General features: G+C 64.8%; 21 protein-coding genes. 12 read left to right on the top strand and 9 right to left on the bottom strand.

The features are described 5' to 3' along the window. A complete protein-coding gene (locus tag ABIB00_RS20975) occupies positions 1-1788 on the bottom strand; it encodes a peptide ABC transporter substrate-binding protein (RefSeq protein ID WP_354105690.1) in 1788 nt (595 codons plus the stop codon). 43 nt (positions 1789-1831) lie between these two features. On the opposite strand from ABIB00_RS20975, the gene ABIB00_RS20980 reads away from it, so the two are divergent. Next, positions 1832-2623 carry a hypothetical protein gene (locus ABIB00_RS20980; protein WP_354105691.1) on the top strand — a complete coding sequence of 264 codons (792 nt, stop codon included), beginning with the start codon at positions 1832-1834 and terminating at the stop codon, positions 2621-2623. Positions 2624-2830: 207 nt separating this feature from the next. On the opposite strand, the gene ABIB00_RS20985 is transcribed toward ABIB00_RS20980, so the two are convergent. After that, on the bottom strand, positions 2831-3409 hold the full coding sequence (locus ABIB00_RS20985; RefSeq protein WP_354105692.1) for a TetR family transcriptional regulator: 579 nt from the start codon (positions 3407-3409) through the stop codon (positions 2831-2833). A gap of 140 nt (positions 3410-3549) precedes the next feature. Between ABIB00_RS20985 and ABIB00_RS20990 the strand changes: the two genes are divergently transcribed. From ABIB00_RS20990 to ABIB00_RS21040, 11 genes are all read left to right on the top strand, one after another. Next, complete coding sequence (locus tag ABIB00_RS20990; RefSeq protein ID WP_354105693.1) at positions 3550-5031, top strand: MATE family efflux transporter; 1482 nt, start codon at positions 3550-3552, stop codon at positions 5029-5031. A 339-nt stretch (positions 5032-5370) separates the two neighbouring features. Beyond that, positions 5371-6168 (top strand): MetQ/NlpA family ABC transporter substrate-binding protein, encoded by a 798-nt coding sequence (locus ABIB00_RS20995; protein ID WP_354105694.1) that lies wholly within the window; start codon positions 5371-5373, stop codon positions 6166-6168. A 135-nt stretch (positions 6169-6303) separates the two neighbouring features. Then, entirely contained in the window at positions 6304-7338 is a 1035-nt protein-coding gene (locus tag ABIB00_RS21000) for a putative FMN-dependent luciferase-like monooxygenase (RefSeq protein WP_354105695.1), read from the top strand. Between the two features lie 37 nt (positions 7339-7375). Next, the gene (locus tag ABIB00_RS21005) at positions 7376-8002 is read left to right on the top strand and encodes a CMD domain protein (RefSeq protein ID WP_354105784.1); all 627 of its coding nucleotides are present in this window, start codon (positions 7376-7378) and stop codon (positions 8000-8002) included. A gap of 12 nt (positions 8003-8014) precedes the next feature. Then, positions 8015-8599 carry an alkylhydroperoxidase domain protein gene (locus tag ABIB00_RS21010; RefSeq protein WP_354105696.1) on the top strand — a complete coding sequence of 195 codons (585 nt, stop codon included), beginning with the start codon at positions 8015-8017 and terminating at the stop codon, positions 8597-8599. A 59-nt stretch (positions 8600-8658) separates the two neighbouring features. Continuing rightward, positions 8659-9816 (top strand): ABC transporter substrate-binding protein, encoded by a 1158-nt coding sequence (locus tag ABIB00_RS21015; protein WP_354105697.1) that lies wholly within the window; start codon positions 8659-8661, stop codon positions 9814-9816. Positions 9817-9829: 13 nt separating this feature from the next. Further along, positions 9830-11653 carry an ABC transporter permease gene (locus ABIB00_RS21020; RefSeq protein ID WP_354105698.1) on the top strand — a complete coding sequence of 608 codons (1824 nt, stop codon included), beginning with the start codon at positions 9830-9832 and terminating at the stop codon, positions 11651-11653. After that, the gene (locus ABIB00_RS21025; RefSeq protein ID WP_247348401.1) at positions 11653-12495 is read left to right on the top strand and encodes an ABC transporter ATP-binding protein; all 843 of its coding nucleotides are present in this window, start codon (positions 11653-11655) and stop codon (positions 12493-12495) included. Before ABIB00_RS21020 ends, ABIB00_RS21025 begins: the two co-directional genes overlap by 1 nt. Beyond that, complete coding sequence (locus ABIB00_RS21030) at positions 12492-13232, top strand: ABC transporter ATP-binding protein (protein WP_354105699.1); 741 nt, start codon at positions 12492-12494, stop codon at positions 13230-13232. The genes ABIB00_RS21025 and ABIB00_RS21030 overlap by 4 nt, the downstream gene beginning before the upstream one ends. 276 nt (positions 13233-13508) lie before the next feature. Further along, positions 13509-14555, top strand: coding sequence for a HoxN/HupN/NixA family nickel/cobalt transporter (locus ABIB00_RS21035; protein WP_354105785.1), 1047 nt, complete (start codon positions 13509-13511; stop codon positions 14553-14555). Then, positions 14536-16848 (top strand): TonB-dependent receptor, encoded by a 2313-nt coding sequence (locus ABIB00_RS21040; RefSeq protein ID WP_354105700.1) that lies wholly within the window; start codon positions 14536-14538, stop codon positions 16846-16848. Before ABIB00_RS21035 ends, ABIB00_RS21040 begins: the two co-directional genes overlap by 20 nt. Here ABIB00_RS21040 and ABIB00_RS21045 read toward each other — a convergent pair. From ABIB00_RS21045 to ABIB00_RS21075, 7 genes are all read right to left on the bottom strand, one after another. Further along, on the bottom strand, positions 16845-18356 hold the full coding sequence (locus ABIB00_RS21045; protein ID WP_354105701.1) for a helicase HerA domain-containing protein: 1512 nt from the start codon (positions 18354-18356) through the stop codon (positions 16845-16847). The two genes, ABIB00_RS21040 and ABIB00_RS21045, sit on opposite strands and share 4 nt — an antisense overlap. A gap of 103 nt (positions 18357-18459) precedes the next feature. Then, positions 18460-19278, bottom strand: a complete 819-nt coding sequence (locus ABIB00_RS21050) for a CxxCxxCC domain-containing protein (RefSeq protein WP_354105702.1) — start codon at positions 19276-19278, stop codon at positions 18460-18462. 211 nt (positions 19279-19489) lie between these two features. Further along, complete coding sequence (locus ABIB00_RS21055; protein ID WP_354105703.1) at positions 19490-20554, bottom strand: ketopantoate reductase family protein; 1065 nt, start codon at positions 20552-20554, stop codon at positions 19490-19492. Between the two features lie 930 nt (positions 20555-21484). Further along, the gene (locus tag ABIB00_RS21060) at positions 21485-22120 is read right to left on the bottom strand and encodes a MarR family winged helix-turn-helix transcriptional regulator (RefSeq protein ID WP_247444775.1); all 636 of its coding nucleotides are present in this window, start codon (positions 22118-22120) and stop codon (positions 21485-21487) included. Positions 22121-22881: 761 nt separating this feature from the next. Beyond that, positions 22882-24207 carry a flagellar protein export ATPase FliI gene (fliI, locus tag ABIB00_RS21065; protein WP_354105704.1) on the bottom strand — a complete coding sequence of 442 codons (1326 nt, stop codon included), beginning with the start codon at positions 24205-24207 and terminating at the stop codon, positions 22882-22884. A gap of 36 nt (positions 24208-24243) precedes the next feature. Then, positions 24244-24972, bottom strand: a complete 729-nt coding sequence (flgF, locus tag ABIB00_RS21070) for a flagellar basal-body rod protein FlgF (RefSeq protein WP_354105705.1) — start codon at positions 24970-24972, stop codon at positions 24244-24246. A gap of 3 nt (positions 24973-24975) precedes the next feature. Further along, positions 24976-25764 (bottom strand): DUF1217 domain-containing protein, encoded by a 789-nt coding sequence (locus ABIB00_RS21075; RefSeq protein ID WP_247444778.1) that lies wholly within the window; start codon positions 25762-25764, stop codon positions 24976-24978. Positions 25765-25852 lie beyond the last annotated feature (88 nt).

Raw genomic sequence — 25852 nt, forward strand, 5'->3', positions numbered from 1 at the left:
TCAGTTGCGGTACCAACTCGCCAGATTCCACGTCGTGACGTCCCACCCTGACATGTCGACCATGAGGTTGTTGACACCTGCATTGACGATGTTGCGGGATAGAAGCGGCAGAAACACGTTGGCCTCGCAAAAAGTTTCGTCGATCTTGATCAGCAGTGCGGCGCGCTTGACCGGATCAAGCTCGTTCTGGGCCGCCTTGTAGGCCTTGTCAGCCTGGGGATCGGACCAGCGCGAGACGTTGCGGCCCAGCCATTTGTTGTCCTTGTTGGAGATCTCCCAGGAGACGCACTGGTTCAGGAACCGCTCCGGGTCGGGCTGCGGCTGCGTGGTGTTGTACATCTCCATGTCGGCATAGAACTTCGAGTAGGTGTCGGGGTTGCCGACGTCCGACGAGAAGAACACCGAAGGGGTGACCGACTTGAGCTCGATCTCGATGCCCGCCTTCTGGCAAGCCTGCTTGATGATGGCCTGCGTCTTCTGGCGCGGCGCATTGGTCGAGGTCTGGAAGACGAATTTCAGCTTCTTGCCGTCTTTCTCGCGGATGCCGTCCGCGCCCTTGGCCCAGCCGGCTTCATCGAGGACCTTGTTGGCCTTGTCGACGTCGAACTCGTATTTCAGCTTGGCTGACTTGAACTGTTTGGGTGCGTTGACGAAGCTCGCGGTGGCGACGCCGCCGCGGCCGTAAATGAACTTCTGGATCGACTCGCGTTCGATCAGCAGGTTGATCGCCCGGCGAACGGCGGGATCGGACAGCGTCGGGTGCTTGGTCTTGACGCTGGAGCGCTCGCCGTCGACTTCGGTCCACGGGTCCGTCGTGTTGAGGACGATGAACTCGACGTTGCCGGAGGGCGTGACGTCGAGCTTGCCCTTCCCGCTTGCCTCCATGCGCTTGAGGACCTCCTCCTCCACCTGCATGTTCCAGGCATAGTCGTATTCGCCCGTCTGGAGCACGGCGCGCGCCGCGGAGACCGCATCGCCGCCGCCCTTGATTTCGAGCGTGTCGAAATGCGGCTGGTTCTTGACGTGATAGTCGGGATTGCGTTCGGCCCTGATCAGGTCGCCGGGCTTGAACTCGACGAATTTGTAGGGACCGGTGCCGACCGGCTTCAGGTTGCCGGGCGCCTCGCGCGACTTGGCGCCGGCATAGTCGCCGAAATGGTGCTTGGGCAGGATCGGACCGACCGAGCCGACGAAGGGGTCGGCCCAGAACGGCGTCGGGCTCTTGAAGATAACCTTGACGGTGTGGTCGTCGATCTTCTCGACCGTGATGTCCTTGTAGGATCCCGTGGTGTACGCCGCTGTGGCGAGATCCGAGGCGTATTGCCAAGTGAAAACGACGTCGTCGGCGGTGAAGGGCTTGCCGTCATGCCATCTCACGCCCTGCTTCAGTTTCCAGGTAACGCTCAGGCCGTCCGGCGAAAGGCCGCCGTTCTGCTTGGATGGAGCCTCGGCGGCGAGGCAGGGGAACAGGTTGCCGTCCTTGTCCCAGCCGGCGAGCGGCTCGAAGAACACGCGCGAGGCGATCTGGTCCTTGGTGCCCAGCGCGAAATGCGGATTGAGCAGCGTAGGAGCCTGCCAGAGCAGGATCTTGAGCGGGCCACCGCCGCCGGCCTTGGTGGGCTTGTAGGGCAGCGTGGCGTCCGCCATCGCCACGTCGTTCCAGAGCAGGATCTGGCTGGCAACCGGCGCTGCGATCCCGATCGCAGCCATCGTCTTCATGAACGAGCGTCGCGACAGCGTGCCCTGCTTCACCTCCGCGATGGACTTGCGGATTTCGTTTTCGTTCATCGGTTGAGCTCCACCTGCACATTGCCACCGGCCAAAGCCCATCATGTTTCATCAGGGCCGGGGCGGCAATGCCGGCAAGAGAGCAAAGTCCTGCGGCGAAATGACGAGGGTGGAGATGGGCAGTTTCTGCCGGGACAGATTTGCCGGCGTGACGAACCTGCCATCAGGAATCAGTGATAAGCCCTTGATGGCAATAACGCTCTCATCTGGCATGCTCGTTGCACGCAGAACGTGCGTTTGCAATGGAGTGGAGTTTGGTATGAGCGTCAGCAGTATGAGCAGCATCGGTGGTGGAAGCGCGGCGGGTTCGCCTTGGTCCACCGGGCAGGCGAAATCGGCCGATTCACAAGATGGAGTCTCGATGTTCGCGTCCCTGCTGAACGATGGCACACCCTACGACGAGGTCAAGGTGAGCTTGCCGAACGGCATGTCGATCGGCATCGTCCACTTCGGCGGCGGTGGCTTCGACAGCAGCGCGCTCAAATCCATCGAGGATTTCGTGCAGAGGCTCGCGAGCCAGCAGATATCAGGAACTTCGACATCCGGCGCTGATCAAGCTCAGAATGCCGATCAAGCGCAGAATAACGACACGCCCGACACTGTGGGGCTCGACAAGGTCCATGTCGATCTTCCGAATGGAATCTCGTTCGAGGTGCTGCATTCCTCCGGCGGTCATGCAACGGACAGTGCCGCCGTCATGAAAGAGCTCACCGAGGCGGCCGAGGAACTCGCCGAATCCCTGTCGCACTACTCACCGGCGTCGGCCGCAGCGTCCGCCTATGCCGCGCAGGCAGTGTCATCCGGCCGCAACGGCCAGGTGGACGCGAGGAGCTGAGTGCGAATAGCGGTAACTGGACCGCCTGAGAGACCTAGGCGGCGATCCGGTGCGAGCTCAGGTGAACTTGGGGAAGTTCTAAGGCCGCGCCGGAACGCTAACCCGGTCGCCGCGGGCACATCAAGTATCGCGATGTTGCTCCAGCCGGAGATTGATTGCAGCCGCCAGGAAATTGCCACACATGCTCCCTCCGAGAGCCGACATGCCTCAGCGCCCGTTCGCAAGGGCCAGCGCGGCATCCACTGCATTTTCGAGAATCTCCTCCGACAATTGCCTGTCGCTCACCGCGCGCGACAATTGCAGCGCGCCGACCATGGTGGCGTAGACCGAAATCGCGCGTCGCCGACGCTCCGCAGCCGAGCCATCCGGCATCCGCGCGGCCATCAGCGCGATGAGATCGGCCGTTTTTCCGGTAAAGGCGTCGCGCGTCGCCTTCGGGTGCCGCGCGATCTCGGAAACCAACGCTGCGGTCGGGCAGCCAGTCGCCGCGCGGTCGCGATGCCTGGGGGAGAGATAGTCGCGGATCGTGGTCTCAAGCGCGACGCCGTTTGCGAGATTGTCCTTGTGCCTCTGCTCGCGCCGCTCCAGCGCCTCACACAGCACCGCGCGCACCAGATCCTCCTTGGAGGCGAAATGCGTATAGAAGGCGCCGTTGGTCAGGCCGGCCTCCGCCATGATGCCGGCGAGGCCGACCGCGGCGATGCCGCTCTCCCGAAACTGCGACGAGGCGACGTCGATGATGTGCCGCCGTGTGGTGTCCCTGTGTCCCTTGTCGTACCGCGCCAATCCCGCCTCCTCGCGACCTGGCCATCGCCCGGCCACAAGATCGTGAGGCGTGGCCTATTGCATTACGATCATAATAATACATTATGGATGTAATGCAATAGGCGGCCGTCCGGCGGTCCGTGACGTACAGGATCAAACCCATGTCAGTCGAGGATGCCGCCGCGCCGGCCTTGTCAGCCACGCAAGCCGTGGCCCGCACCGCGGCTCCGCTCCACCGGGCGTTCGCGCCCGTCCCAAGCGCCGCGGCAACAGAGAGCGCCGCGGTAACAGAAGGCGCCGCCGAGCAGAAGCGTGCCGCGCTGCTGATGGCGCCGATCCTGCCGACGCTGCTCAAACTCGCCCTGCCGACCGTGACGGTCCTGGTGGCGCAAACCGCGGTCAACATCGCGGAAGCCTATTATGTCGGCTTCCTCGGCACCGATGCGCTCGCCGGCGCCGCGCTGGTGTTCCCGATCTTCATGCTGATGACCATGATGTCGAATGGCGGCTTCGGTAGCGGCGTTGCCTCCTCGGTTGCGCGCGCGGTCGGTGCCGGCCGACGCGACGACGCCGAGGCCGCGTTGTTTCACGCCGTGGTGCTCGCGATCATTGCCGGCGGCGTGTTCACGCTCGGCGTCATCGTCGGCGGACCGCATCTGTATCGCGCCCTCGGCGGCGCGGGCGATGCGCTCGCAGCTGCCACCACCTATTCCAACTACCTCTTTGCCGGCGCCATCCCGGTGTGGATCGTCAATCTCCAGGCCGCGGCGTTGCGCGGCGCCGGCAACGTCAAGGTGCCCGCGCTGGTGACGCTGGTCGGCGCGATCGTGACCATTCCGGTCTCGCCGGCTCTGATCTTCGGGTTCGGGCCGATCCCGCGGCTCGGCATCGGCGGCGCCGGCATCGCCTTCGGCCTCTATTATGGCGCGGCGATGCTGTTCCTGCTCCGCTACATGTCGTCGGGCAAGTCCGGTCTGCGACTGCACATCGTGCCCTTGCGCGCAAAAATCTTCGGCGACATGCTGAAGGTCGGCATCCCCACCGCCTTCAACGCGGTGCTGACCAATCTCACCGTCATCCTCGTCACCGGCGCGGTCGGCCTGTTCGGCACCTCGGCGCTTGCCGGCTACGGCATCGCCTCGCGACTCGACTACATCATGATCCCGCTGCTGTTCGGCATCAGCACGGCGACGCTGACCATGGTCGGTGTCAACACGGGCGCGGGGCAAACGGCGCGGGCGCGGAAAATCGGCTGGGTCAGCGGCATCGTCGGCATGATCATGACCGGCGCGATCGGCCTGTTGGTGGCGATCTTCCCGACCTCGTGGCTGAACCTGTTCAGCCACGATCCCGAGGTCGTGAGCGAAGGCGCGACTTACCTGCGCATCGTCGCTCCCGCTTATGCAGCGCTCGGCTTCGGCTTCGTCACGTCCTTTGCCGTGCAAGGCACGGGCCGCGCCATGGGGCCGCTCGCAGGCGCGCTCATGCGGATCCTGATTGCGGCCGGCGGCGGCTGGATCGCGGTGGCGAGCTTTGGGGCGGGAATGGCGGGACTGGCCACGATGGTCACGGTGTCGCTTGCCGCCTATGCCGCGATCTGCGCCCTGATCATGCTGTCGCCGGCGACGTGGCGCTTGGAGTAAACCGGCATCACTGCAGGCCGGTAACGCCAACCGCCAGCGCCGACAGCAGCAGCAAATTGCTCAGCAATTTGAGCGGCGTGTTCGGGAGCGCCAGCCGACGCGAGACTTTTTCGGAGAACGACAGCGCCGGGTCGGCGAACAGCGGTTCAAAGCTATGCCTGAAGAAATGCGGAAATTTGCTTTGCCGTGATACGCCTCACGCTTGCGCAGGTGCATTCGTTCCCCACACGGCGTCGAACGGAGAAACGTCGTCCGCGTCAGCCGGCCAATATGGATTTTCATTTCATTGATTTCGCCCCGCGGAGAAGCGAATACGGTTCCAATTATTGCCGCCGAGTTATGGAGACCAAGATGTCGTTTCGCCTCCCCCTGATCCTCGCGACTGCGTTCGCCGCCGCTTGGTCGGCCGCCGCCTCGGCCGAGACCATCAAGATCGGCGTGACGCCGGGGCCGCACGCCCAGATCTTCGAGGCCGTGAAGCCGATCGCCGCCAAGCAGGGTCTCGACATCCAGCTCATCGAATTCTCCGACTACGTCGTGCCGAACGCAGCGCTCGATGCCGGCGAGATCCAGGCCAATTCGTTTCAGAACCAGCCTTATCTCGACAACCAGAAGGCCGACCGCGGCTACAAGATCGAGTCCGTCGGGCTAACCGTGAATTTCCCGATCGGCGTCTATTCGAAGAAGCACAAGGCCTTCGCCGACATCCCCGAGGGCGGCAAGGTCTCGATCCCGAACGATCCGACCAATGGCGGCCGCGTGCTGCTGCTGCTGCGCGACAAGGGCGCCATCAAGCTGAAGGACGGCACCGGCTTCAAGCCGACGGTGCTTGATATCACCGAGAATCCCAAGAAGCTGAAGTTCATCGAGGTCGACGCGGCACAGGCGCCACGCGCGCTCGACGATGTCGACGCCGCCGCGATCAACACCAATTATGCAACCCAGGCTGGCCTCGATCCGGTCAAGGATCCGATCCTGCGCGAGGACCCGAAGGGTCCCTACGTCAACCTGATCGCTATTCGCACGGCCGACAAGGACAAGCCCTGGGTCAAGATCCTCGTGGACAGCTACCACTCGGCAGAGGTCAGGGAGTTCGTCCTGACCAAGTTCAAGGGCGCGGTGCTGCCGAGCTGGTAGGCGGTCTGCCCAGCCAGAGTCCAGCCAAAGCCCAGCTCCGGGGCGATCCCGGCGGGCAGCCTTGCGCAATGCCCGCTTGTCTGGAGCTGCGGCAACCGACATCATCGGGGCCCATCCTCGCCCGACAGGGGTCGCATGAAACGCTTAGCAAACCTGAAACGCCTGGGATTCTTCACGCGGCTTCTCGACGAGGCCCCGCCCGCTGAGCGCTATCGCTTTGCGGCCGAGCAGATCGTGCGCGCCGAGAAGGCGGGCCTGGATTCCGCGTGGATCGCGCAGCATCATTTCCACGAGCGCGAGGGCGGCCTGCCGTCGCCCTTCACTTTCCTCGGTTACGTCGCCGCGCAGACCTCGCGCATCCGCCTCGGCACCGGCATCGTCACCTTGCCGCTGGAGAACGCGGTGCGGGTGGCGGAGGACGCCGCGGTGCTCGATCTGCTCTGCAACGGCCGCTTCGAGCTTGGCGTTGGCACCGGCGGCAACCCCTCGGCCTTTGCCGCGTTCGGCCTCGACAGCGCCCAGCGCAACGAGATATTTGCCCGCAATCTTCAGGTCGTTCGTACCGCGCTGGTCGGCAAGCCGCTTGACGGCGGCGATACGCTCTATCCGCAGCGGCCGCAATTGGACGGCCGGATCTGGCAGGCGACGTTCTCGGTGGCGGGCGGCGCGCGTGCCGGCAAGGCGGGCGATGGCCTGTTGCTGTCGCGCACGCAGCCGAGGCCCAAGGAAGCGCCGAAGGCAACGCTGGCCGAGATTCAGAATCCGGTCATCGATGCCTATCTCGAAGCGCTGCCGCCGGGACGCGAGCCCCGCATCATGGCCTCGCGCAGCGTCTTCGTCGCCGACGACCGGACTGAAGCGATGCGCCTTGCCGATATCGGGCTGCGGCGCGCCCTGCCGCAATTCCTCAAGGGCGGCCACGCCAAGCCGGGCGAGACGCTGGAGGAGATGATCACCGCGTTCGACACACATGTCGGCGCGGCCGACGACGTTATCGCCTCACTGCGCACCGACGCCACGCTGGAGCGGGTGACCGACCTGGTGTTCCAGGCGCATTCGGTCGATGCGCCGCACCCCCATATCCTGCGTTCGATCGCGCTGGTCGCGGAGAAAGTCGCGCCGGCTCTGGGCTGGACGCGGACGGCGCCCGATGTCGCGCTGGCAGGTTAGTCGGAATGAACAGAGTAGCGTTGTACGAGGCCAAATGATGGGTACGAAAGATATCATCGACACGCTCGCCGGGATCGAACCGGATTCGTCCCTCGACGCCATTCGCGGGCGTCGCATGCAGGCACGCGACAACGCGCAGAAGAGCTATCTCTCGCTGTTCGAGCCGATCGACGCCGGCGATTTTTCGCTGCTGGAGCGCGCGGCGGTCGCACTCTTCGTGATCGGTCTTCACCGCGAGCCCGATATGGCCGGCTTCTATCGGACAAAGCTCGCGGCGACCGCCGACGGAGCCCGCCTGGTGGAAGCGGTCGATGTCGAAATCGCGCGGGGCGAGACCTCCGGGCCGTACGGCGCTTTTCCCGCCGGCCCGCTGTCGGTCGAGAACAAGGCCGGCCTGATCTACCGGGTCAGCGCGGAGCGCAAGCCCGATCTCGGCACCCGGCTCGTTGCGGCGTTTGAGCATGCGCATCTGCTGGTGTTCCGCCCGCGCGATGCCGCGTCAGCCGACATGAAGGCGCTGCTCGCCGCCGGCTGGTCGAGCACCGGCATCGTCACGTTCTCTCAGCTCGTCGCGTTCCTGTCGTTTCAGGTGCGCGTCGTCACCGGACTGCGCGTGCTCGGTGCCTCGCTCGGGCACACAGCGAACGCCGCGGCCGGCGCGTAAGGAGGCTGCATCATGAGCGCTGCAAACAATGTCAATCCGGCCGTCGTCTTCACCCAGGATGAACTGGGCTGGGTGTCGTGGATCGATCCGCTGCCCGAAGCCGAGCTGACCGAGCGGCACTTCGCCGGCCTGGTCGATCGCTCCCGTTCCAAGTCTGAGTATTTCCGCCTGCTGGTGCGCGATCCCGAGGTGCTGGAAGCCCGCACCAAGACCGACAAGGACATCTTCTACAACGTCGCCGACGGCCTGCCGCGCGCTGAGCGCGAGCTCGCGGCGGCTGCGACTTCCCGCTACAACGGCTGCATCTACTGCGCCTCCGTGCATGCGCGTTTCGCCAGCACCTATTCCAAACGCCGCGACGATTTGCAGCGCCTGCTCGACGAAGGCGTTGGCGCCGATCTCGGCGAGCGATGGAATGCGGTCGTCAAGGCCTCGGTGGCGCTGGCTGCGACGCCGATTGCGTTCGGCCCTGACAATGTCGAGGAGCTGCGCCGTGCGGGTCTCGACGATGCGGAGATCGTCGACGTCATCAACGGCGCGTCGTTCTTCAACTGGGCGAACCGGCTGATGCTGTCGCTCGGCGAGCCCTCGAAGTAGCCAATCTCACCGGCATAGAAATTGCTGCTTGTTTCAACATTAAGTGGATGGAGCCGTGCATGAGCAACATCGATCGTCGTACCCTGGTCAGGGGCTCGCTTGCCGCCATGATGGCGGGAGCAGCCTTCTCGCGCGCCGCCTTCGCGCAATCGTCCGAGCCGATCCTGCTCGGCGTCAGCGGTCCGCTGACCGGGCCGAACGCGCAATATGGCACGCAGTGGAGGCAGGGCTTTGATCTCGCGCTCGACGAGATCCAGTCAGCGGGCAACATCAACGGCCGCAAGCTCGCCTACAGTTTCGAAGACAGCCAGAGCGACCCGCGCCAGTCGGTGGCGATCGCCCAGAAATTCGTCTCCGATCCCAGGATCGTCATGGAGCTCGGCGACTTCTCCAGTCCCGCCTCGATGGCGGCCTCGCCGATCTATCAGCGCGGCGGGCTGGTGCAGTTCGGCTTCACCAACTCGCATCCCGATTTCACCAAGGGCGGTGACTTCATGTGGAGCACCTCGGTCAGCCAGGCCGACGAGCAGCCGCTGCTGGCGGCCTATGCCGTGAAACGTCTCGGCCTGAAGAAGCTCGCGGTGCTGCACCTCAACACCGATTGGGGCCGCACCAGCCGCGATTATTTCGTCAAGGCCGCGAAGGAGCACGGCGCCGAAATCGCCATCACCGAAGGCTACATCGCGGAGGAGCGCGACTTCCGCTCCACGCTGGTGCGCGTCCGTGACGCCAATCCCGATGGACTGATCCTGATCTCCTATTACTCCGACGGTGCGCTGATCGCGCGCCAGGCGCGCCAAGTCGGGCTCAAGCAGGTGATCTGCGCCGCGAGCTCGGTCTACTCGCCGAAATTCCTGGAGCTCGGCGGCGAGGCGGTCGAGGACGTCCATGTCGGCACGCGCTATTTTCCGGAAGACCCGCGCCCCGAGGTGCAGAAATTCATTACGGGCTTCAAGAAGAAGTACAACGGGCTGGAGCCCGACGCGTTCAACGCCTACGCCTATGACGCGATGAACATGGCGGCCGCCGTCGTCAAGATCGGCGGCGCCGACCGGCGCGCCATCCGCGACGCCTTCACGAAAGTGAAGGACGTCTCGAGCGTGATCTTTGGCAAAGCGACGTTCGACGTCGAGAGCCGCCGCGTCAAGGGCGCCATGAACGCCGAGCTCGTCGTGCGCAAGGGCCAGTTCGCGCTCTGGGACGGCAAGCCGACCTGAGGGGATCTCCTGCGTGTCTTCCTGGCTCGACTACACGATCAACGGGCTGATCGTCGGTAACGTCTACGCCCTCGTTGCGGTCGGGCTCGCGCTAATCTTCGGCGTCAGCCGGCTGATCAACTTTGCGCAAGGCTCGATCTACCTCGTCGGCGCCTATATCGGCTGGGTCGCGGTGGTGCAGCTGCATACGCCGCTGCCGCTCACCATCATCCTGGTCGCGGTGGCGGCGGCGCTGGTCGGCTTGATCATCGAACGGTTCGGCCTGCGTCCGCTGCAGAACTCCGTGCGCATCGCGCCGCTGCTGGCGACGATCGGCATCAGCTTCGTGCTCGACCAGCTCGTGATGCTGACCTTCTCGCCCAATCCGCGCGCGCTGCCAAGCCAGCTGCCGGATGTCCGATTCCAGATCGGCGGCGGCACGATCGGCCCGCTTGATCTGCTCATCGCCGGTGTCGGCATCACCAGCGCGCTGCTGCTGTTCGTGTTCCTGCGTTATAGCAAGCTTGGCTGGGCGGTGCGTGCCACCGCGCAGGACCGCGACGCCGCGATGCAGATGGGCGTCGACGTCAACCGGGTCAATCAGGCCGTATTCGGAATCGCGGCTGCGCTTGGCGGCGTCTCCGGTCTATTGGTTGGCATGTACTATAACCAGATCGATACCGCGATGAGCCTGCAGGCGACGCTCAAGGGCGTTGTTGCCGAAGTCGTGGGCGGCGCCGGCAATGTGCCCGGTGCGGTGATCGGCAGCCTGTTGCTCGGACTGGTCGAGAGCTACGGCGTCGCCGTGTTCGGCACCAGCTACCGCAATCTCTTCGCCTTCCTGCTGCTCGTCGTGGTGCTCGTGCTGCGCCCGAACGGCCTGTTCGCGAGCGCACGGCAGGCGCCGCCCGAGCCGCTCACCGGCACGTTCATTGCGCCGAGCCGCCCCGTTCGCATCCCGCGCTGGGTTCTGCTGGTCGCCACCGGCATCTTCGCGGTCCTGCCGTTCTTTCCGGTGTCTTTCTACGTGCTCCAAACCCTGATCAACGCCTGGCTGCTCGGCATGCTCGCGCTCAGCCTCACGCTGGTGGCGGGCACGATCGGCCAGGTCTCGCTCGGACATGCCGCGCTGCTGGCGATCGGCGCCTACACCTCCGCGCTGCTGTCGCTCAATTTCGCCGTCCCGGTCGGTCTCGCCATCATCGGCGGCGGCCTGATGAGCGCCGCGCTCGGCACGGCGCTGATCTCGCCGTCGTTCCGCCTGCGCGGGCATTACGTGTCGATCGCGACGCTCGCCATCGGCGAGATCGTGTCGCTGGTGATCCTGAACTGGGAAAGCGTCACGCGCGGTCCGATCGGCATCTCCGGCATCCCGCCGCTGTCGCTGTTCGGCTATGAGTTGGTCAGCCCGATTTCGATCTATTGGTTCAGCTTCATCGTGATGGTCGTACTGGCGCTCCTGCAGGGACGCCTGCTCGGCTCGCATCTCGGCCGCAGTTTTCGCGCCATTCGCGACGACGACATCGCCGCGCGCGCCTATGGCCTCAGCCTGAACCGCTACAAGTCGCTCGCCTTCATCTTCGGCGGCTTCGCGGCCGGCGTCAGCGGCGGCATCGCCGCGCATCTCTATTCCTACATCAACCACGAGACCTTCAACACGCAGCAATCCATTCTGGCGCTGACCGTGGTGATCCTCGGCGGCCTCGGCAATGTCGTCGGCGCGATTCTCGGGGCGGTCGCGCTGGTCGGCCTGCCGGAAGTGTTCCGGATCGCGGCCGAGTATCGCATCCTGATCTACGGCATCGTGCTGCTGCTGCTCGTGCGGTTCAGGCCGCAGGGCCTGTTGGGGACGATGTGATGGCGGAGCAGCACACGACCATGCTGTCCCTGCGCGGGCTGACGCGGCGCTTCGGCGGCCTGACCGCCGTCGATGCCGTCGATCTCGACCTCGCCAAGGGCGAGCTGATCAGCATCATCGGCCCGAACGGTGCCGGCAAGACGACATTGTTCAATCTCGTGACCGGGCTCGATCGGCCGGACGCCGGGACAGTTCACTTCGAAGGTCAGGACATCACGGGTCTTTCGCCGGAGCGGCTGGCCGCCGAAGGTATCGCGCGCACGTTCCAGCTCGGCCGCGTCTTCGGCAATCTCAGCGTCATGGACAACGTGTTGATCGGCGCCCACACGCGGCTGCGTGCAGTCAAGCCCGCCGTGCCGCTGATCGGCCCGCTGCTGGAGTTGGGATTGGCATTGCTGCGGCCGGCCAGCGTCAAGGCCGAGGAAGAGCGGCTGCGCGAGGAGGTGAAAGCCATTCTCGCGCGATTCGGCGAGCGCCTGCTGCCGCGGATCGACCAGCCGGCCTACAGCCTCTCCTACGCCAACCGCCGCCGCGTCGAGATCGCCCGTGCGCTCGCGCTGAAGCCGCGCCTGCTGCTGCTGGATGAGCCGACCGCCGGCATGAACCCGACCGAGACCGCGGAGATGCAGGGCCTCGTTGCCGAACTCAAAGGCGAGGGCCTGACCATCCTCCTGATCGAGCACAAGCTGGAAATGGTGATGCGCCTCTCCGACCGCGTCATCGTCATGGACGAAGGCAAGAAGATCGCGGAAGGGCCGGGCGAGCAGGTGCGCAAAGATCCCAAGGTGATCGAGGCCTATCTCGGCCACGGCCTGACGACGGAGCAGGAGAGCGCGGCATGACGAACTCGCCTCCCGATGCGCTGCTCGCGCTGACCAGCGTCAATAGCTTCTACGGCCAGGCCCAGGTGCATTTCGACCTGTCGATCAATGTTCCGCGCGGCCACATCGTCTGCCTGCTCGGCGGCAACGCCAGCGGCAAATCCACGACGATGAAGATCATCCTCGGCCTGGTGAAGCCGCGTTCCGGTGACGTGATTTTCGACGGCGCCTCGCTGCTGGGACTGACCACGCCGCAGATCGTCCGTCGCGGTATCGCCTCGGTGCCGGAAGCGCGGCGGCTGTTCGCGGACATGAGCGTGCGCGAAAACATCCTGATGGGCGCCTTCGTGCGCAACGATCGCACCGAAGTGGCGCAGGATCTCGACAAGATGCTCACGCTGTTCCCGAAGCTCGGGCAGCGGCTGTCGCAGCGCGCCGGCTCGCTCTCCGGCGGCGAGCAGCAGATGGTCGCGATGGCGCGCGCGCTGATGAGCCGTCCCAGGATGATCGTGATGGACGAGCCGACCATGGGCCTGTCGCCGCTTTACGTCGACCGCGTGCTGGAACTGATCCGCACCATCAACCAGGAAGGCGTCTCGGTCTTCATGGTCGAGCAGAATGCCAGCCTCGCGCTCGAGATCGCGCACGAGGCCTATGTGCTCCAGACCGGCAAGATCGTGCTGTCCGGCTCGGCCCGTGCGCTGAAGGACGACCCCCGCGTCCGCGACGCCTATCTCGGCGGCTCCGAGGCTGCCTAGCGCCATCTCGGCTTGCATGGTTCGAGACGCCCGCCGTTGGCGGGCTCCTCACCATGAGGATTTGGCATCTCGCAGCGAAACAAGACCTCATCCTGAGGAGCCCGCGCAGCGGGCGTCTCGAAGGAAGGCCACAAGCATTCCTGCAAAGCGGCTCCCCTGAATTGCACTGGTCAGTATGACCATCTTATGAAAAGATCATACCGCTCATGCGATGGGCGTGCAGCGGACGGATTGATTGTCGTGACGAGATGGTCTTTGCGGGCGGTCGAGCCCGGAATGGTGCTGCTGTTCGGCGGGTTGATCGCCGCCAATGTCGCGGCGTGGGTCTGGGCTTTCGCGGCGTTCGGCGACCGGCCGACGGTGATGGCGACCGCGCTGCTCGCCTGGGTGTTCGGCCTGCGCCACGCCGTCGATGCCGACCACATCGCCGCCATCGACAATGTCGTGCGCAAGCTGATGCAGGCCGGCGGCGCGCCGCGCAGTGTCGGTCTCTATTTCGCGCTGGGCCATTCCACCATCGTGGTTGTCGCGACCATGCTGCTCGCGCTCGGCGTCGTGAGTCTTGGTGTCGGGAGCCTTGGCGGCGACAGCCCGCTCAGGGAGATCGGCGGCTTCATCGGCACGTCGGTCTCCGCGTTGTTTTTGCTGCTGATCGCGGCCATCAATCTCGTCATCTTCGCAGGCCTGTGGCGGACGTTTCGCGCGGCACGGGAGCAAGGGATTCACGACGCCGAGGGCGTCGATGCCCTGCTTGCCAATCGCGGCCTTCTGGCGCGGCTGCTCGGCCCGATGTTCCGCCTGGTGACAAAGCCCTGGCACATGTACCCGCTCGGCTTTTTGTTCGGGCTCGGCTTCGACACCGCAACCGAAATCGGCCTGCTCAGCATCTCCGCCAGCGAAGCCGCGCGCGGCGCGTCGCTCGTCGATGTTCTCGTCTTCCCCGCGCTGTTCGCGTCGGGCATGGCGCTGGTCGACACCGCCGACTCCGCGCTGATGGTGAGCGCCTATCGCTGGGCCTTCGTCGATCCCCTGCGAAAGCTCTGGTACAATCTCACGATCACCGGCGCCTCCGTGGCGGTGGCGCTGTTGATCGGCGGCATCGAGGCGCTCGGGCTGATCGCGGATCGCCTTGGTCTCTCTGGCGGCGTGTGGGCGCTGGTCGACGCACTCAACGACTCGCTCGCCAATGTCGGCTTCGCCGTGATCGCGCTGTTCGCGATCGTATGGCTCGTCTCGGTCGTGCTCTATCGCCGCATGTTTGCGCTCGGCTGCGCGGCCGCGCCAAAAGTGCTGCAACGCGCCGATGCCACCGAGGCGGTTTGAGCCCGGCCGATGCTGCGGCGCGCTGACGGCATTTTCGGCGTTGGTGCTGCTCGCGGATGGCGGCGACGCTTTCGCGCAGAACGCAGGCACCTCGCGCGAACTGCCGCCGGTCCAGGTCAGCGGCGGCGAAACGAGACCTCACAAGAAACCCGCCGTAGCGCGACGAGCCGGCAAACCGGTCCGCTCGAACGGCGGCATCGTTGTCGATCCGACAGCGACCCAAGCACCGAACGCGCGCAGCGTCGCCTCAGGCGTCAAGGGCCCGCCCGGCATGGCAAGCGAGATCACCGTCTCCGGCGAGGAGATCAACGCACGCCCTTTCGCACGGCCGGGCGAAGCGCTCGAAGCCGTGCCGGGGCTGATCGTGACCCAGCATTCCGGCGAGGGCAAAGCCAACCAGTATTTTTTGCGCGGTTATAATCTCGACCACGGCACCGATCTCGCCATCACGGTGGACGGCGTCCCCGTCAACATGCGTACGCACGCGCATGGCCAGGGCTATGCGGACCTGAACTGGCTGATCCCAGAATCCATTGCCGCGATCGACGTACGCAAGGGGCCGTACTTCGCCGACGAGGGCGATTTCGCCTCGGTCGGCAGCGTTCACATCGGCCTGATCGACCGCACCAAGGGTCTTGCGCAGGTGACCGCCGGCAGCTTCGGCTATCGCCGCCTGCTCGGCATGGACTCAGCGAAGGTCGGTGACGGTTCGCTGCTCGTCGCGGGCGAACTCGGCACCTATAACGGCCCGTGGGACAATCCGGACAATGTCCGCAAGCTCAACGGCCTCGTGCGTTACAGCCAGGGCACCGCGACCGAGGGCGTGTCCGTCACCGGCATGGCCTATGCGAACAAATGGAATTCGACCGACCAGGTGCCGCAGCGCGCGATCGCGACCGGCCTGCTCGACCGGTTCGGCTCGGAGGATCCAAGCGACGGCGGCAACACCAATCGCTTCGCGCTCTCGGCCCGCGTGGCGCAGAGTGACGATGTGGGGTCGTGGAAAGCCAACGCCTATGTCGTGAAGAGCCAACTCGATCTCTTCAACAACTTCACCTACCTTCTGAGCAATCCCGTGCTGGGCGACCAGTTCCACCAGCACGACGACCGCCTGATGGCCGGCGCCAACATCTCGCGCACGCTGGACGGCTCGTTCGCGGGGTTGCCGATGCAGACCGCCATCGGCCTACAGTCGCGCTACGACTCAATCGATCTTGCGCTGACCAACAATTTTCAGCGCGGCTTCGTCTCCAACGTCCGCAGTGACAAGGTCGGCGAGGGCAGTGTCGGTCTCTTCGCCGAAAACACCGTGCGCTGGACCGACTGGCTCCGGACCACAATTGGCTTGCGCGGCGATTACTACGCCGCCGACGTCACATCGCTGTTCAACGTAAACAATTCCGGCCGCGCCAATTCCGCGCTCGGCAGCCCGAAATTCAGGATGGCGCTTGGTCCGTTCAACCAGACCGAATTCTTCCTCGGCGCCGGCTACGGCATGCATTCCAACGACGCTCGCGGCGCGACCACGACCGAAGACCCGAGTGATCCTGCCACAAGGCTCACGCCGTCGCCGCTGCTGGTCCACACGCGTGGCGCGGAAATTGGTGTTCGCAGCAAAATCGTTCCCGGCCTCGACACGTCGCTCAGCATCTTCATCCTCGACCAGGATTCCGAGATTCTGTTTTCCGGCGATGCCGGCGATACCTCGGCGACCCGCGCCAGCCGCCGCTACGGCTTTGAGTGGACCAATCATTATCGTCCTCGATCGTGGATCGACATCGACGCCGACGTCGCGATGACGCATGCGCGCTTTCGCGGCACTGACAGCGAGCAGGCGGAGGTCTACGCCTCCCTCGCCGGCTATCCCGAGGCGCAGTTCGGCAACGCGCCCGGCAATTACATTCCGAATGCGCCGGCGATGGTGGCCTCGGCCGGCATCACGCTCGGCGAGAAGACGGGCTGGTTCGGGTCCTTGCGCTGGCGCTATCTGGCGTCGAGCCCGCTGACGGAAGACAATGCGTTTCGCTCGGCCGCGACCAGCATCTTCAACGGACGCCTCGGCTATCGCATCGACAATGGCTGGCGCCTTCAGCTCGACGTGCTCAATCTCTTCAACACGCAGGCGAACCAGATCACTTATGCCTATGGTTCGCTGCTCAAGGCCGACACGCTGTACAATCTCTGCACCGGCGGCGTCGCGCCGGCGGCGGTCTGCCAGAACGGTGTGATGGATTACGTGCTGCACCCCGTCGAGCCGCTGACGTTCCGCCTGACTGTGGCGGGAGCGTTCTAGGCCGACGCCGCGTTCTGCGCCGGCTCCGCCGGCAGATCGTCGGCATTGGGATCGCCCGGCGCGGTGGCCCAGGCCAGCTCCACCAGCGTCACGAACCTGCGGCCGGCCCCGTCGAGCTGGCAGACGATCAGGCCCTGCTCCTCCATGTAGCCGAGCAGGCGCTGCGCCCGGCGCAGTGAATGCGAGCCATAGGCGCGGGCAATGGCGGCGTCGCCCGGGCACGGCCAGCCTTCTTTCGCCGCGCGCGCGATCATCATGAACACGCCCTGCATGTCGTCGGGCAGGATCGAAGCGCGCAGCGTAACGTCCTGCCAGGCATCGTCGCCAGCGAGATCGGTGCCGAGCCCGGCGCGCGCATGCGTCAGCATGCGGCGGAATTCGTGGAGGTCAGGCACAGCCGCGCCGAGCCCCTCGATGCGGCAGCGGACCACGAACTCCTGATAGAGCACGCCCACGGCGCGGAAGCCGGCATCGGGCGCGGCGAGCACGGCGCGCAAGGTGCGGTCGACGCGCTGGCGCCGCTCGGCGAGCTCCTCGGCACTGACCGGTACTTCGATCATTTCGGGGCGAATCTCCGGTGCCGCAGCCTTCGCGGCGCGGAGCTGTTCGAGCAGATCAGGCGCGGGCCGGCGCTGCGGCCGGCTGGCATCGGGCGGCGGCGCGGCCAGGATCACGGCGCGCATATTTTCGAGTGTGGTTTCAGGCATCGGCATCAGCCGCGGCGTGGAATTGCGCGGCTGGGTTTCGGTCGCGCCGATATTCAAACGCAGCGGCCGGCGCGACAGGGCCGGGCCGAGCGCCATGAACTGTCCGCGCTCGAGATCGCGGAAGGATTCGGCCTGCCGCCGCTCCATGCCGAGCAGATCGGCGGCGCGCGCCATGTCGATGTCGAGGAAGGTGCGGCCCATCAGGAAGTTGGATGCTTCCGCCGCGACGTTCTTGGCGAGCTTTGCCAGCCGCTGGGTTGCGATGATGCCGGCCAGCCCACGCTTGCGGCCGCGGCACATCAGATTGGTCATCGCACCGAGCGACAATTTTCGCGCTTCGTCCGAGACTTCGCCCGCCACCGCAGGCGCAAACAGCTGCGCCTCGTCGACGACCACCAGCATCGGATACCAATGGTCCCGGTCCACGTCGAACAGCCCGTCGAGGAAGGCGGCGGCGCGCCGCATCTGGTTCTCGGCATCCAGCCCTTCGAGATTGAGCACGGTGGAGACGCGATGCAGCCGCGCGCGCTCGCCGGCAACCTGAAGGCCGCGCTCGGTGTGATCCTCGGCCTCGATCACGAGATGGCCGAAATGCTCGGCCAGCGAGACGAAATCGCCTTCGGGATCGATGATGGCTTGCTGCACCCAGGGCGCGCTTTGCTCCAGCAGCCTCCGCAGCAGATGTGATTTGCCGGAACCCGAATTGCCCTGCACCAGGAGACGGGTCGCCAGCAGTTCCTCGAGGTCCATGGCCGCCGCGGCGCCTGCCGTGGTCTGCCCCATCTCGATCGCAACCGTCATGCCCGACTCAAGTCCCCATCATTCGCGGACAGGGGCTTATCAACCCGCTCGCGGCGCGTCGAGCGCCACGGCGAGAATCATGCGTTGTTGCCCACGGCGGAGTTCAGACGTGATTCGATTGGCGTAGAAGTGCGGGCCGATACGGGGCTTGCGGATCGTCGTCTTCGTTCTCGGGGATGGCGCAGGAGCCGAATTCCTGCCTGATCCGCTCAATCTCAGCGATGCGCTCGTGTAGCCGCTGCAAGTGCTCCGGCGATGTCGCCCGCCAGAATCGGAACGTGTCCGGCGTCAGCGGCAGGAACGCGGTGCCAAACAGGGTCGGTTCGGGAACGATGGTGCGTCCGAGCAGCATGAACCGGTTCTCGCCGGAGACGACGAGGGTCGCATAGCCGCGGTTTCCGATCCGCTTGATCCCGTTCAGCGACCATTCGCTGAGCTTGCTGAAATAAGGCTCCTCCCGCCAGCGATCGGGGCAATGGTCGTCGACCGTGACATTGACCGCATCCTGGCTGAAATGGACGATGAGCCCGGCCTTCTCGGGAATCCAGTCGTCGTCGAGATGGCCTTGCAGCCAGGCGCAGACGAATGAGCGGCACATCTGCGGACGGCGCTCGTAGATGGTGCATCCCGTGCCGTTCTGCCAATGCTTGCACAATTGGTTTACCGGCTTGTCGACAGCGGCCACTTCGAGGATGTCGCAGCAGGCGTTGCACGTTCCGCATTGTCGAGACGGCGACGGTGGTGCTCGCCGGTTGGCGGGCCGAAAACCCTGGCCGTCGCGGATGAGGAACTTTTGCTTCTCCAGCGTGCTCAGCGCGCGCTCGACCTTGAGGCGAGACAATCCAGTCGCGTCAACGATACCCTTCATCGTCGTCGCGCCGGCCTCCACCGCACGAGCGACCTGTAACTCAGTCTGATCCATCGTGTTCTGCTTGTTGGTCGGCTTCTATCCGGCTGTCGCGTGGGCCCAGAACCTGCTGGGAATTGGCCCCCAGCGTGACGGCTAGCAGTCGCATGGATGCGGGATTTGCGCAAACGGAGGTCGCGCAGGATGGTTCGTTTGAGCCAAATCGCCTGGGAAGGTTGGTTCCGGGTACTTGCGGCGCTGGCCCACCTGGCCGCGCCGAATGTCGTCACTCCGCGCCCGATCCGCCCTGCACGATCTTCTCGTTCAGCTTGAGGTCCACGGTCTCGACGGTGCGGTCGATCTCTGCATTGGGCACGCCGAGCTGATGCGAGATCAGCTTCACCAGAAGGTCGACGCGCTCGATGAACGGCGCGCCGCTCGCCACCGCGCGCGCGGCCGATGACGGCTTGAGCAGGCTTTCGGCGGCTTTGGCGTATTTTGCGAACGGCACCTGGTCCTGCGGATCGGCGCCGAGACGGCGGGCGATTCCGTCGACGTGATCGTAGATCGTCTGCGAGCGCGCGAGATCGCCGTGTACGGCGTCGCGGATCGACTGCGGCTCGTGCGGCGTGATGCAGCGGTAGTTGCCGGTCAGCAGCATCGACCATTTCGCCAGCGGCACGAACAGCGAGTCGAACACCTTCAGCTTCACCGGCACGTCGTGGCCGTCGAGGGTCACCGCGTCGATGTCGGCTTCGAGCTCGCGCAGCACCTTGTTGTGCTTGTCGTCGGCGAAGGCCGATGCCTTGAAGTTCGTGGGCAGGCCGACGTGAAGCACGTTCGCAGCCTCTTCCGGCGGACGGAAGGCCTGCGGGTCGGGCGAGCACAGCGTCACCAGCCCCGGCTCGAAGCGCTCCCACACCTGCGCATTGGTGTAGGCCTCCTCGAGATCCATGTCTGCGAGCGAGGGGATCCGCTTCAGATAGGGCAGCGGCGGCATGTTCATGATCGACAGGCACGGCAGCTTCGCCGCGGCGATCCTGACCATGAGAACGCGCACCGTGTGGTTGGTGTATTGCGGCTCCTGCATCGCAAGGCCGACCATGTCGTAACGGGACAAGTCCACATTGGCCGGCGTCACGGCGTCGAGCTTGCCGGGCAGGTCGCGCGAGAAGATGGCGCGGTGAACCGCCTCGTCACGCAACTTGATGCGGACCTCGGTGCCCTCGCGGTTGATCAGCTCCGCGGTCTTGGCGCGACAGACCAGGGTCACGTTGTGCCCCGCCATCAGCAGCTTCGTGCCCAGCAAGGAGCCGTAGGAAGCCCCGAGAATCAGGATGTTGCGCGCCATGCCTCGTCCCTTCGACAATGTGTGTGATTTTTGAGCCCGGCCGTCATCCGCGGGCGAGTTGCCGGCATGTAAGGCAAAGTGCCCGGGAATGGCAACTGGTATAATGCATACAAGGGCGGGTACAGGGGTCTTGTTGTGTCACGCCTTTGTCAATCCGCCCGAATGAAAATATTCCGCTTTACCGAAATTCGGAATTGGCGTATGTGTCGCCTATCCCGGCTCGACCAAGAGGGGCGATCTTGTGTCGTCACGTTTCGCGAGCCGGGCTTGCGGTGGACGCGACAGCGTCGGGCGCGAGAGGCGTGGGCGGGGCGGATTGCTCTCCGTGAGCCCGAGGCTTCGTGTCGACGAGCGGCGCTGTCAGGTTCGTCTCGCCAGTATTCTTCCGGCAATGTCGACAACGCCGGGAGATAATGCGGTGAGCAGCGAGCCGTGCGTACGGCAAAACCGTGTGGTCCTGGCCGTCGTTGCTACGGTCAAGCCTTTGCGGATGCGGCGCTTGCGTCAACCGGCGCGGTGTCCGCGACTTTCGCTGGGGTGAGGGAGGCCAAAACGAACTCGGCTCCCGGGAGAGCACGGCATACGCCGTAAAGCCACTGCGCAGGGAAGGCCGAGTGATTTGGCTACACCTGTATGCTGCTGTGCGGTTTCCTTGCGCTACATCTTCGCGCAGTGGACCGCGGGTGCCAGCCGGCACCCGGCCTTCCCTGCACCCTCTTGGACAAGAGGGTGGACGAAGCAAAGCTCGGGCGAAACGCGCCGCGAGGTTGCGAAACTGTGTCTGCGAATCAAATGCGAGCTGGAAGAACGATGCTGCAGCCTCTTGCTCCGTCATTGCGAGCGCAGCGAAGCAATCCAGTCCGCCGCCGCCGAGGGATTCTGGATTGTTTCGCTCCGCTCGCAATGACGATGGAGAGGCGGGCGCGCGCGTCAGCCCTGGCTTGCGACGCGCGCGCGGTCGAGATGGGTCTCGATCTTCGGACGGTCGCGGGTGCGCTCGAAGCTGGTGCAGAGCAGTTCGGTCTCCTCGATCGAGACCGGGGCGCGATACAGCCGGCACATGAACTCGGCCGTTGCGCGTCCCTTGCCGGTGGCCGGGCCGCGTTCGGCGAGAAACATGCAGTCCCGGCAGACGCTGGCATCGAGCCGCTGATGTGCCGCGTCGAGGTGATTGAGGATCTCCCGCAGCGAGTCGCGCAGCCTGACGCACTCGTCGGTTCCGAGCGCAATGACCGCGTTCATCACGTGATTGATCGGATCGTGCTGGTTCAGGCACTTTTCGCCCTGCGCAGTGACGTGCAGCACGACAGAACGCTTGTCCTCGTGCGACGGCTTTCGCACCAGGAAGGACTTGCTCTCCAGCGTCTTCACGATCTGCGATGCAGTCGCCCTGGTAGCGCCGATGAAGCCTGCGAGCGCAGACGGCGTGCGCGAAAACTTGTTGGCGCGGCCGAGAAAGCGCAGCGCCATCCATTCCCGATCGCGCAATCCATGTTGATTGCCTTCGAAATACCAAGCCCTCGCCGCCTGAACCAGCAGCTCGACGGCTTCTCTTGCCAATGGCATGAATTCCTACCCTGCCCCGGGAAACACGTATGCGGCGCCCCGGAGCCGCCTTCCGTCGTCGCGCACGAGCCGTTTGCGAGAAGCCGTACCGCCCGCAATATCCGACATATGCACCGTGCTCTTCTCTCGCGCGAAGGCACGGATTGTCCGGCGCCCGACCTGGACTGACGGGCACTGCAAGCTATGGCGCGGGATGCGATGTTGCTGATCGTATGCCAATCGTGGCGTCGTCGCACGAGAGCCCGAGTAGCCGTCGCCAGCAGACGATGGATCGGAGTAGTTCAACCGAAGCCCCTAAAGTTCAAGTCACAAGCAGATGTTTCTTGTCTTCCAACGAAACGATGAATGAGCTTATCAACAAAATCAAGTAGAGACGCTCTCGGAGACCGAATGTCGTCGCAGGCGAATGTAACGTTCAAGACAATCTCGCTCTTCGGGACACATGATGGTGAACAGCAATACGCTGTCCCACGAGCAACATGCACTCAACCATGCGACGGTTTGATTGCACGGCACGTGGCTGGCTGTCGTTGGTGCAAGTTGATCGAAGCTTGTGCACGACGACGATGTGCACCGGAATGTCATCCACAACTTGTGCGTTCGGCCGGAGAATCGCCAAGGGAAATCACAGGAATTACACGTGGCGGTTGTCCATGCCGCGATCGCGGACTCGCTGGGTTCAGTCGCTTCCAGCGCGATCGCCTGTCGAAAACAACGAGCAGGATGCGACCGGCGGGCGCGTCGTCTCAGCCTGCGACCGGCTAGTCGCCCTTGAGCATGTCCCGGAGTTCGCGGAACGGATCGGCGCTTGGTGGAGCCGAGGCGTCCTGCCGCATCGCGCCGTAGATTCTCGGAACCATGTCGACCGCCTGGTCGAGCCCCGAATCACGTCCCGGCTGGTATCCGCCCATCAGGCGAAGGTCGCGCGTGTCCTCGTACTTGGCCATCATGGCGCGCAGCTTGCTCACCAATTCGCGCTCTTCGGGATCCCAGACGTTATAGGCGAGGCGGGAGACCGAACCCAGAACGTCCACGGCCGGATAGCGTGCCTGATCGGCAATGTGCCTGGAGAGCACGATGTGCCCATCGAGTGTGCTGCGGATGGTGTCGGCGATCGGCTCGTTGTGATCGTCGCCGTCGACAAGCACGGAGAAAATCCCGGTGATCGTCCCGGATCCCTCCTCGCCGGGTCCGGCGCGCTCCAGCAGACGCGGCAGATCGGTGAAGACGGTGGGTGCGTAGCCGCGCGCGACCGCGGGCTCACCGGCGGCGAGCGCGACCTCGCGGGCAGCGTGGGCGAAACGGGTGATCGAATCGACCATGAGCAGGACCGCTTCGCCCCGGTCGCGGAAATATTCGGCGACCGCCATGGCCGTCTTCGGCGCCAGCCGCCGCATCATCGGGCTTTCGTCTCCCGTCGACACGATTGTGACAGCGCGGTGACGATCAGCGCCCAGCACGTCCTCGATGAACTCGCGCACCTCGCGGCCGCGCTCGCCGACCAGGGCCAGCACGACGGTGTCAAACCCCTGACTGCGGGCGAGCATCGCAAGCAGCGTCGATTTGCCGACGCCTGAACCGGCAAAGATGCCGACGCGCTGGCCGGCGCAAATCGGGGCGAACAGGTCGATGACGCGTACGCCGGTGCGCAGCGGCTTGTGGACGCGCGCGCGCTTCATGGCCGAAGGCGCATCCGCCTCTGCCGAGACCGCACGCGATCCCGGAGTGAGAGGGCCCAGTCCGTCCAGCGGCGCCCCGAGCGCGTTGATGACGCGGCCCTTCCAACTCGGATCGGGCGCGAAGGACAGTGGCGGCATCCGGTAGGCGACCGAACCGAGGCCGCCGGCGAACTGCCGGTCGAACGGCTTGGCGATGATGCCCTCGCTGTCGATCCGTACCACCTCGCCGATCTGGGGCTTGCCGCCGGTGTTGACGCCGATCAGTTCGCCGAGCCTGACGAAGCGCGATAGGCCGGAGACGCGGAAATGCGTCGGCGCGATCTCGGAGATCGCGCCGCTGACGCTTGCCAGGGGAGTGCTCTGCTGAAGCTCCAGCAGCGCCCACTCAAGTTGCCGAAGAGCGTTCAAGGAAACCGTCCAACCTCATTGCGCGCGAGGCGCAGTCTATTTGCCGGGTTCGCCCAGCGTCCGGATTGCGTTCTGGAGCGAGCTCTCGGTGCCCTCGATCATCGAATTGGTGCCTTCGAAGGCGCGCGAGGCCGCGATCAGCTTGGTCAATTCCATCATCGGATTGGCGCCGGAGCCCTCGACATAGCCCTGCTTGAAGCCGTCGCGGGAGAAATCGGCGATGGCGGTCGCAGGCCGGTCGGGCGTGACGCCCGAATTGCCGTAGCGGTCGAGATTGGCGTCAGCGGGAATGTTGAACAGGCCGATGGTGCCGATCTCGTTGCTGTCCTGGGTGATCGCGCCACTGCGCGCGATCGAGACCGGTCCGCCGTTCGGATCGAGCGTGATCTGCGCGCCGCCGGAATCGATGACGGGGAAGCCGGACACGGTCTGAAGGTCGCCATTGGCAGCGATCTGGAGGCGGCCGTCGCGGGTGTAAACCGTGCCGTTCGGACCGGCGAACGCGATCCAGCCCTGGCCGACCACGGCGACGTCGAGCGGGTTGCCGCTCTCGGTGATGCTGCCCTGCTCGCGGGAGATGATGTTGTCGCCGGGCGAGGAGAAGGCGACCGGGTTCGCGCCCGCCTTGGACAGCACGGTCTCGAACTTCACCACGTCGGTGCGGAACGCCGCCGTGTTGACGTTGGCGACGTTGTTGGCGATCGTCTGGAGACGCTTTTCGAGGGCGACCTGCGCCGACAATCCCACATAGAGAGCCGATTGCATGATTTACCTGTTGAACTTGATGTTCTGAAGTGTCGTGAGCATGTTGGTATCCATGCTGATCGACGTTGCGGCGCCGGCGATCAGGACCAGCGCGGGGTTGGTCGAGGTGTCATTCTGGGCCTGGGTCGCATCCCACATTGCCGCGAAGCGCTGCACGAACTTGGTGACCTTGGCCGGGTTCTGGAAGTCGGCAAGGTTGATCTTGCTCGTGATCAGCTTGGCCTGGGCATCGATGTCTGCCGAGCTGATCGTCGCCGGCAGGCCGAGCGCCGTCTGGACCACCTGCGTCATCGCCTTGTCCGCGAGGATCTGGTAGGAATTGGTGATGGTGGAGGCCTTGCGCGTGAAATAGAGCGCCAGCCGCAGGCCCTCGTTCTGGTCGCCGGCCTTCTCCTCCATCGTCTGCGTGACGAATTGGGTCGCGACACCGGCCGTAGCCGCGGCGGTCTGGGTCGCCTTGTCGCCGAGGGCGGCGAAATTGAAGGCGGCGGCGAATTGCCGGTAGCGGGTGTCTGTCAGCTTGTTGGCGAAGGCTTTGTTGTCGGCGATACCCTCGGTCAGCACCTTGCGCATGAACGCCTTGGCGTAGGTCATGTCGCTGAGACCAAAGGCCTTCATCGCGTAGGAATAGAGGCGATAGTCCTTCAGGAAGTCGTCGATGGTCTTCACATTGCCGATGTGGCTGAGGAAATAGTCGGTGTCGCGGCTGACATCCGGCTGCGTCGCGACCTGCGTCAGCGACTTGCCCATGTCCTTGGTCAGTCTGGTGTAGTCCGCGATGGTGGATAGCATGACACGCGTCCCTCTGGCCGCTCTTGCGACGTCGTCCCAAGCTGCCGTGAATTGCTTGCGCGAGGCTGACGACGGGGAAGCCAGCTTC

Origin of the sequence: Bradyrhizobium sp. LB14.3 (genome assembly GCF_040547985.1) — a bacterium.
Classification (GTDB): Bacteria; Pseudomonadota; Alphaproteobacteria; order Rhizobiales; family Xanthobacteraceae; genus Bradyrhizobium.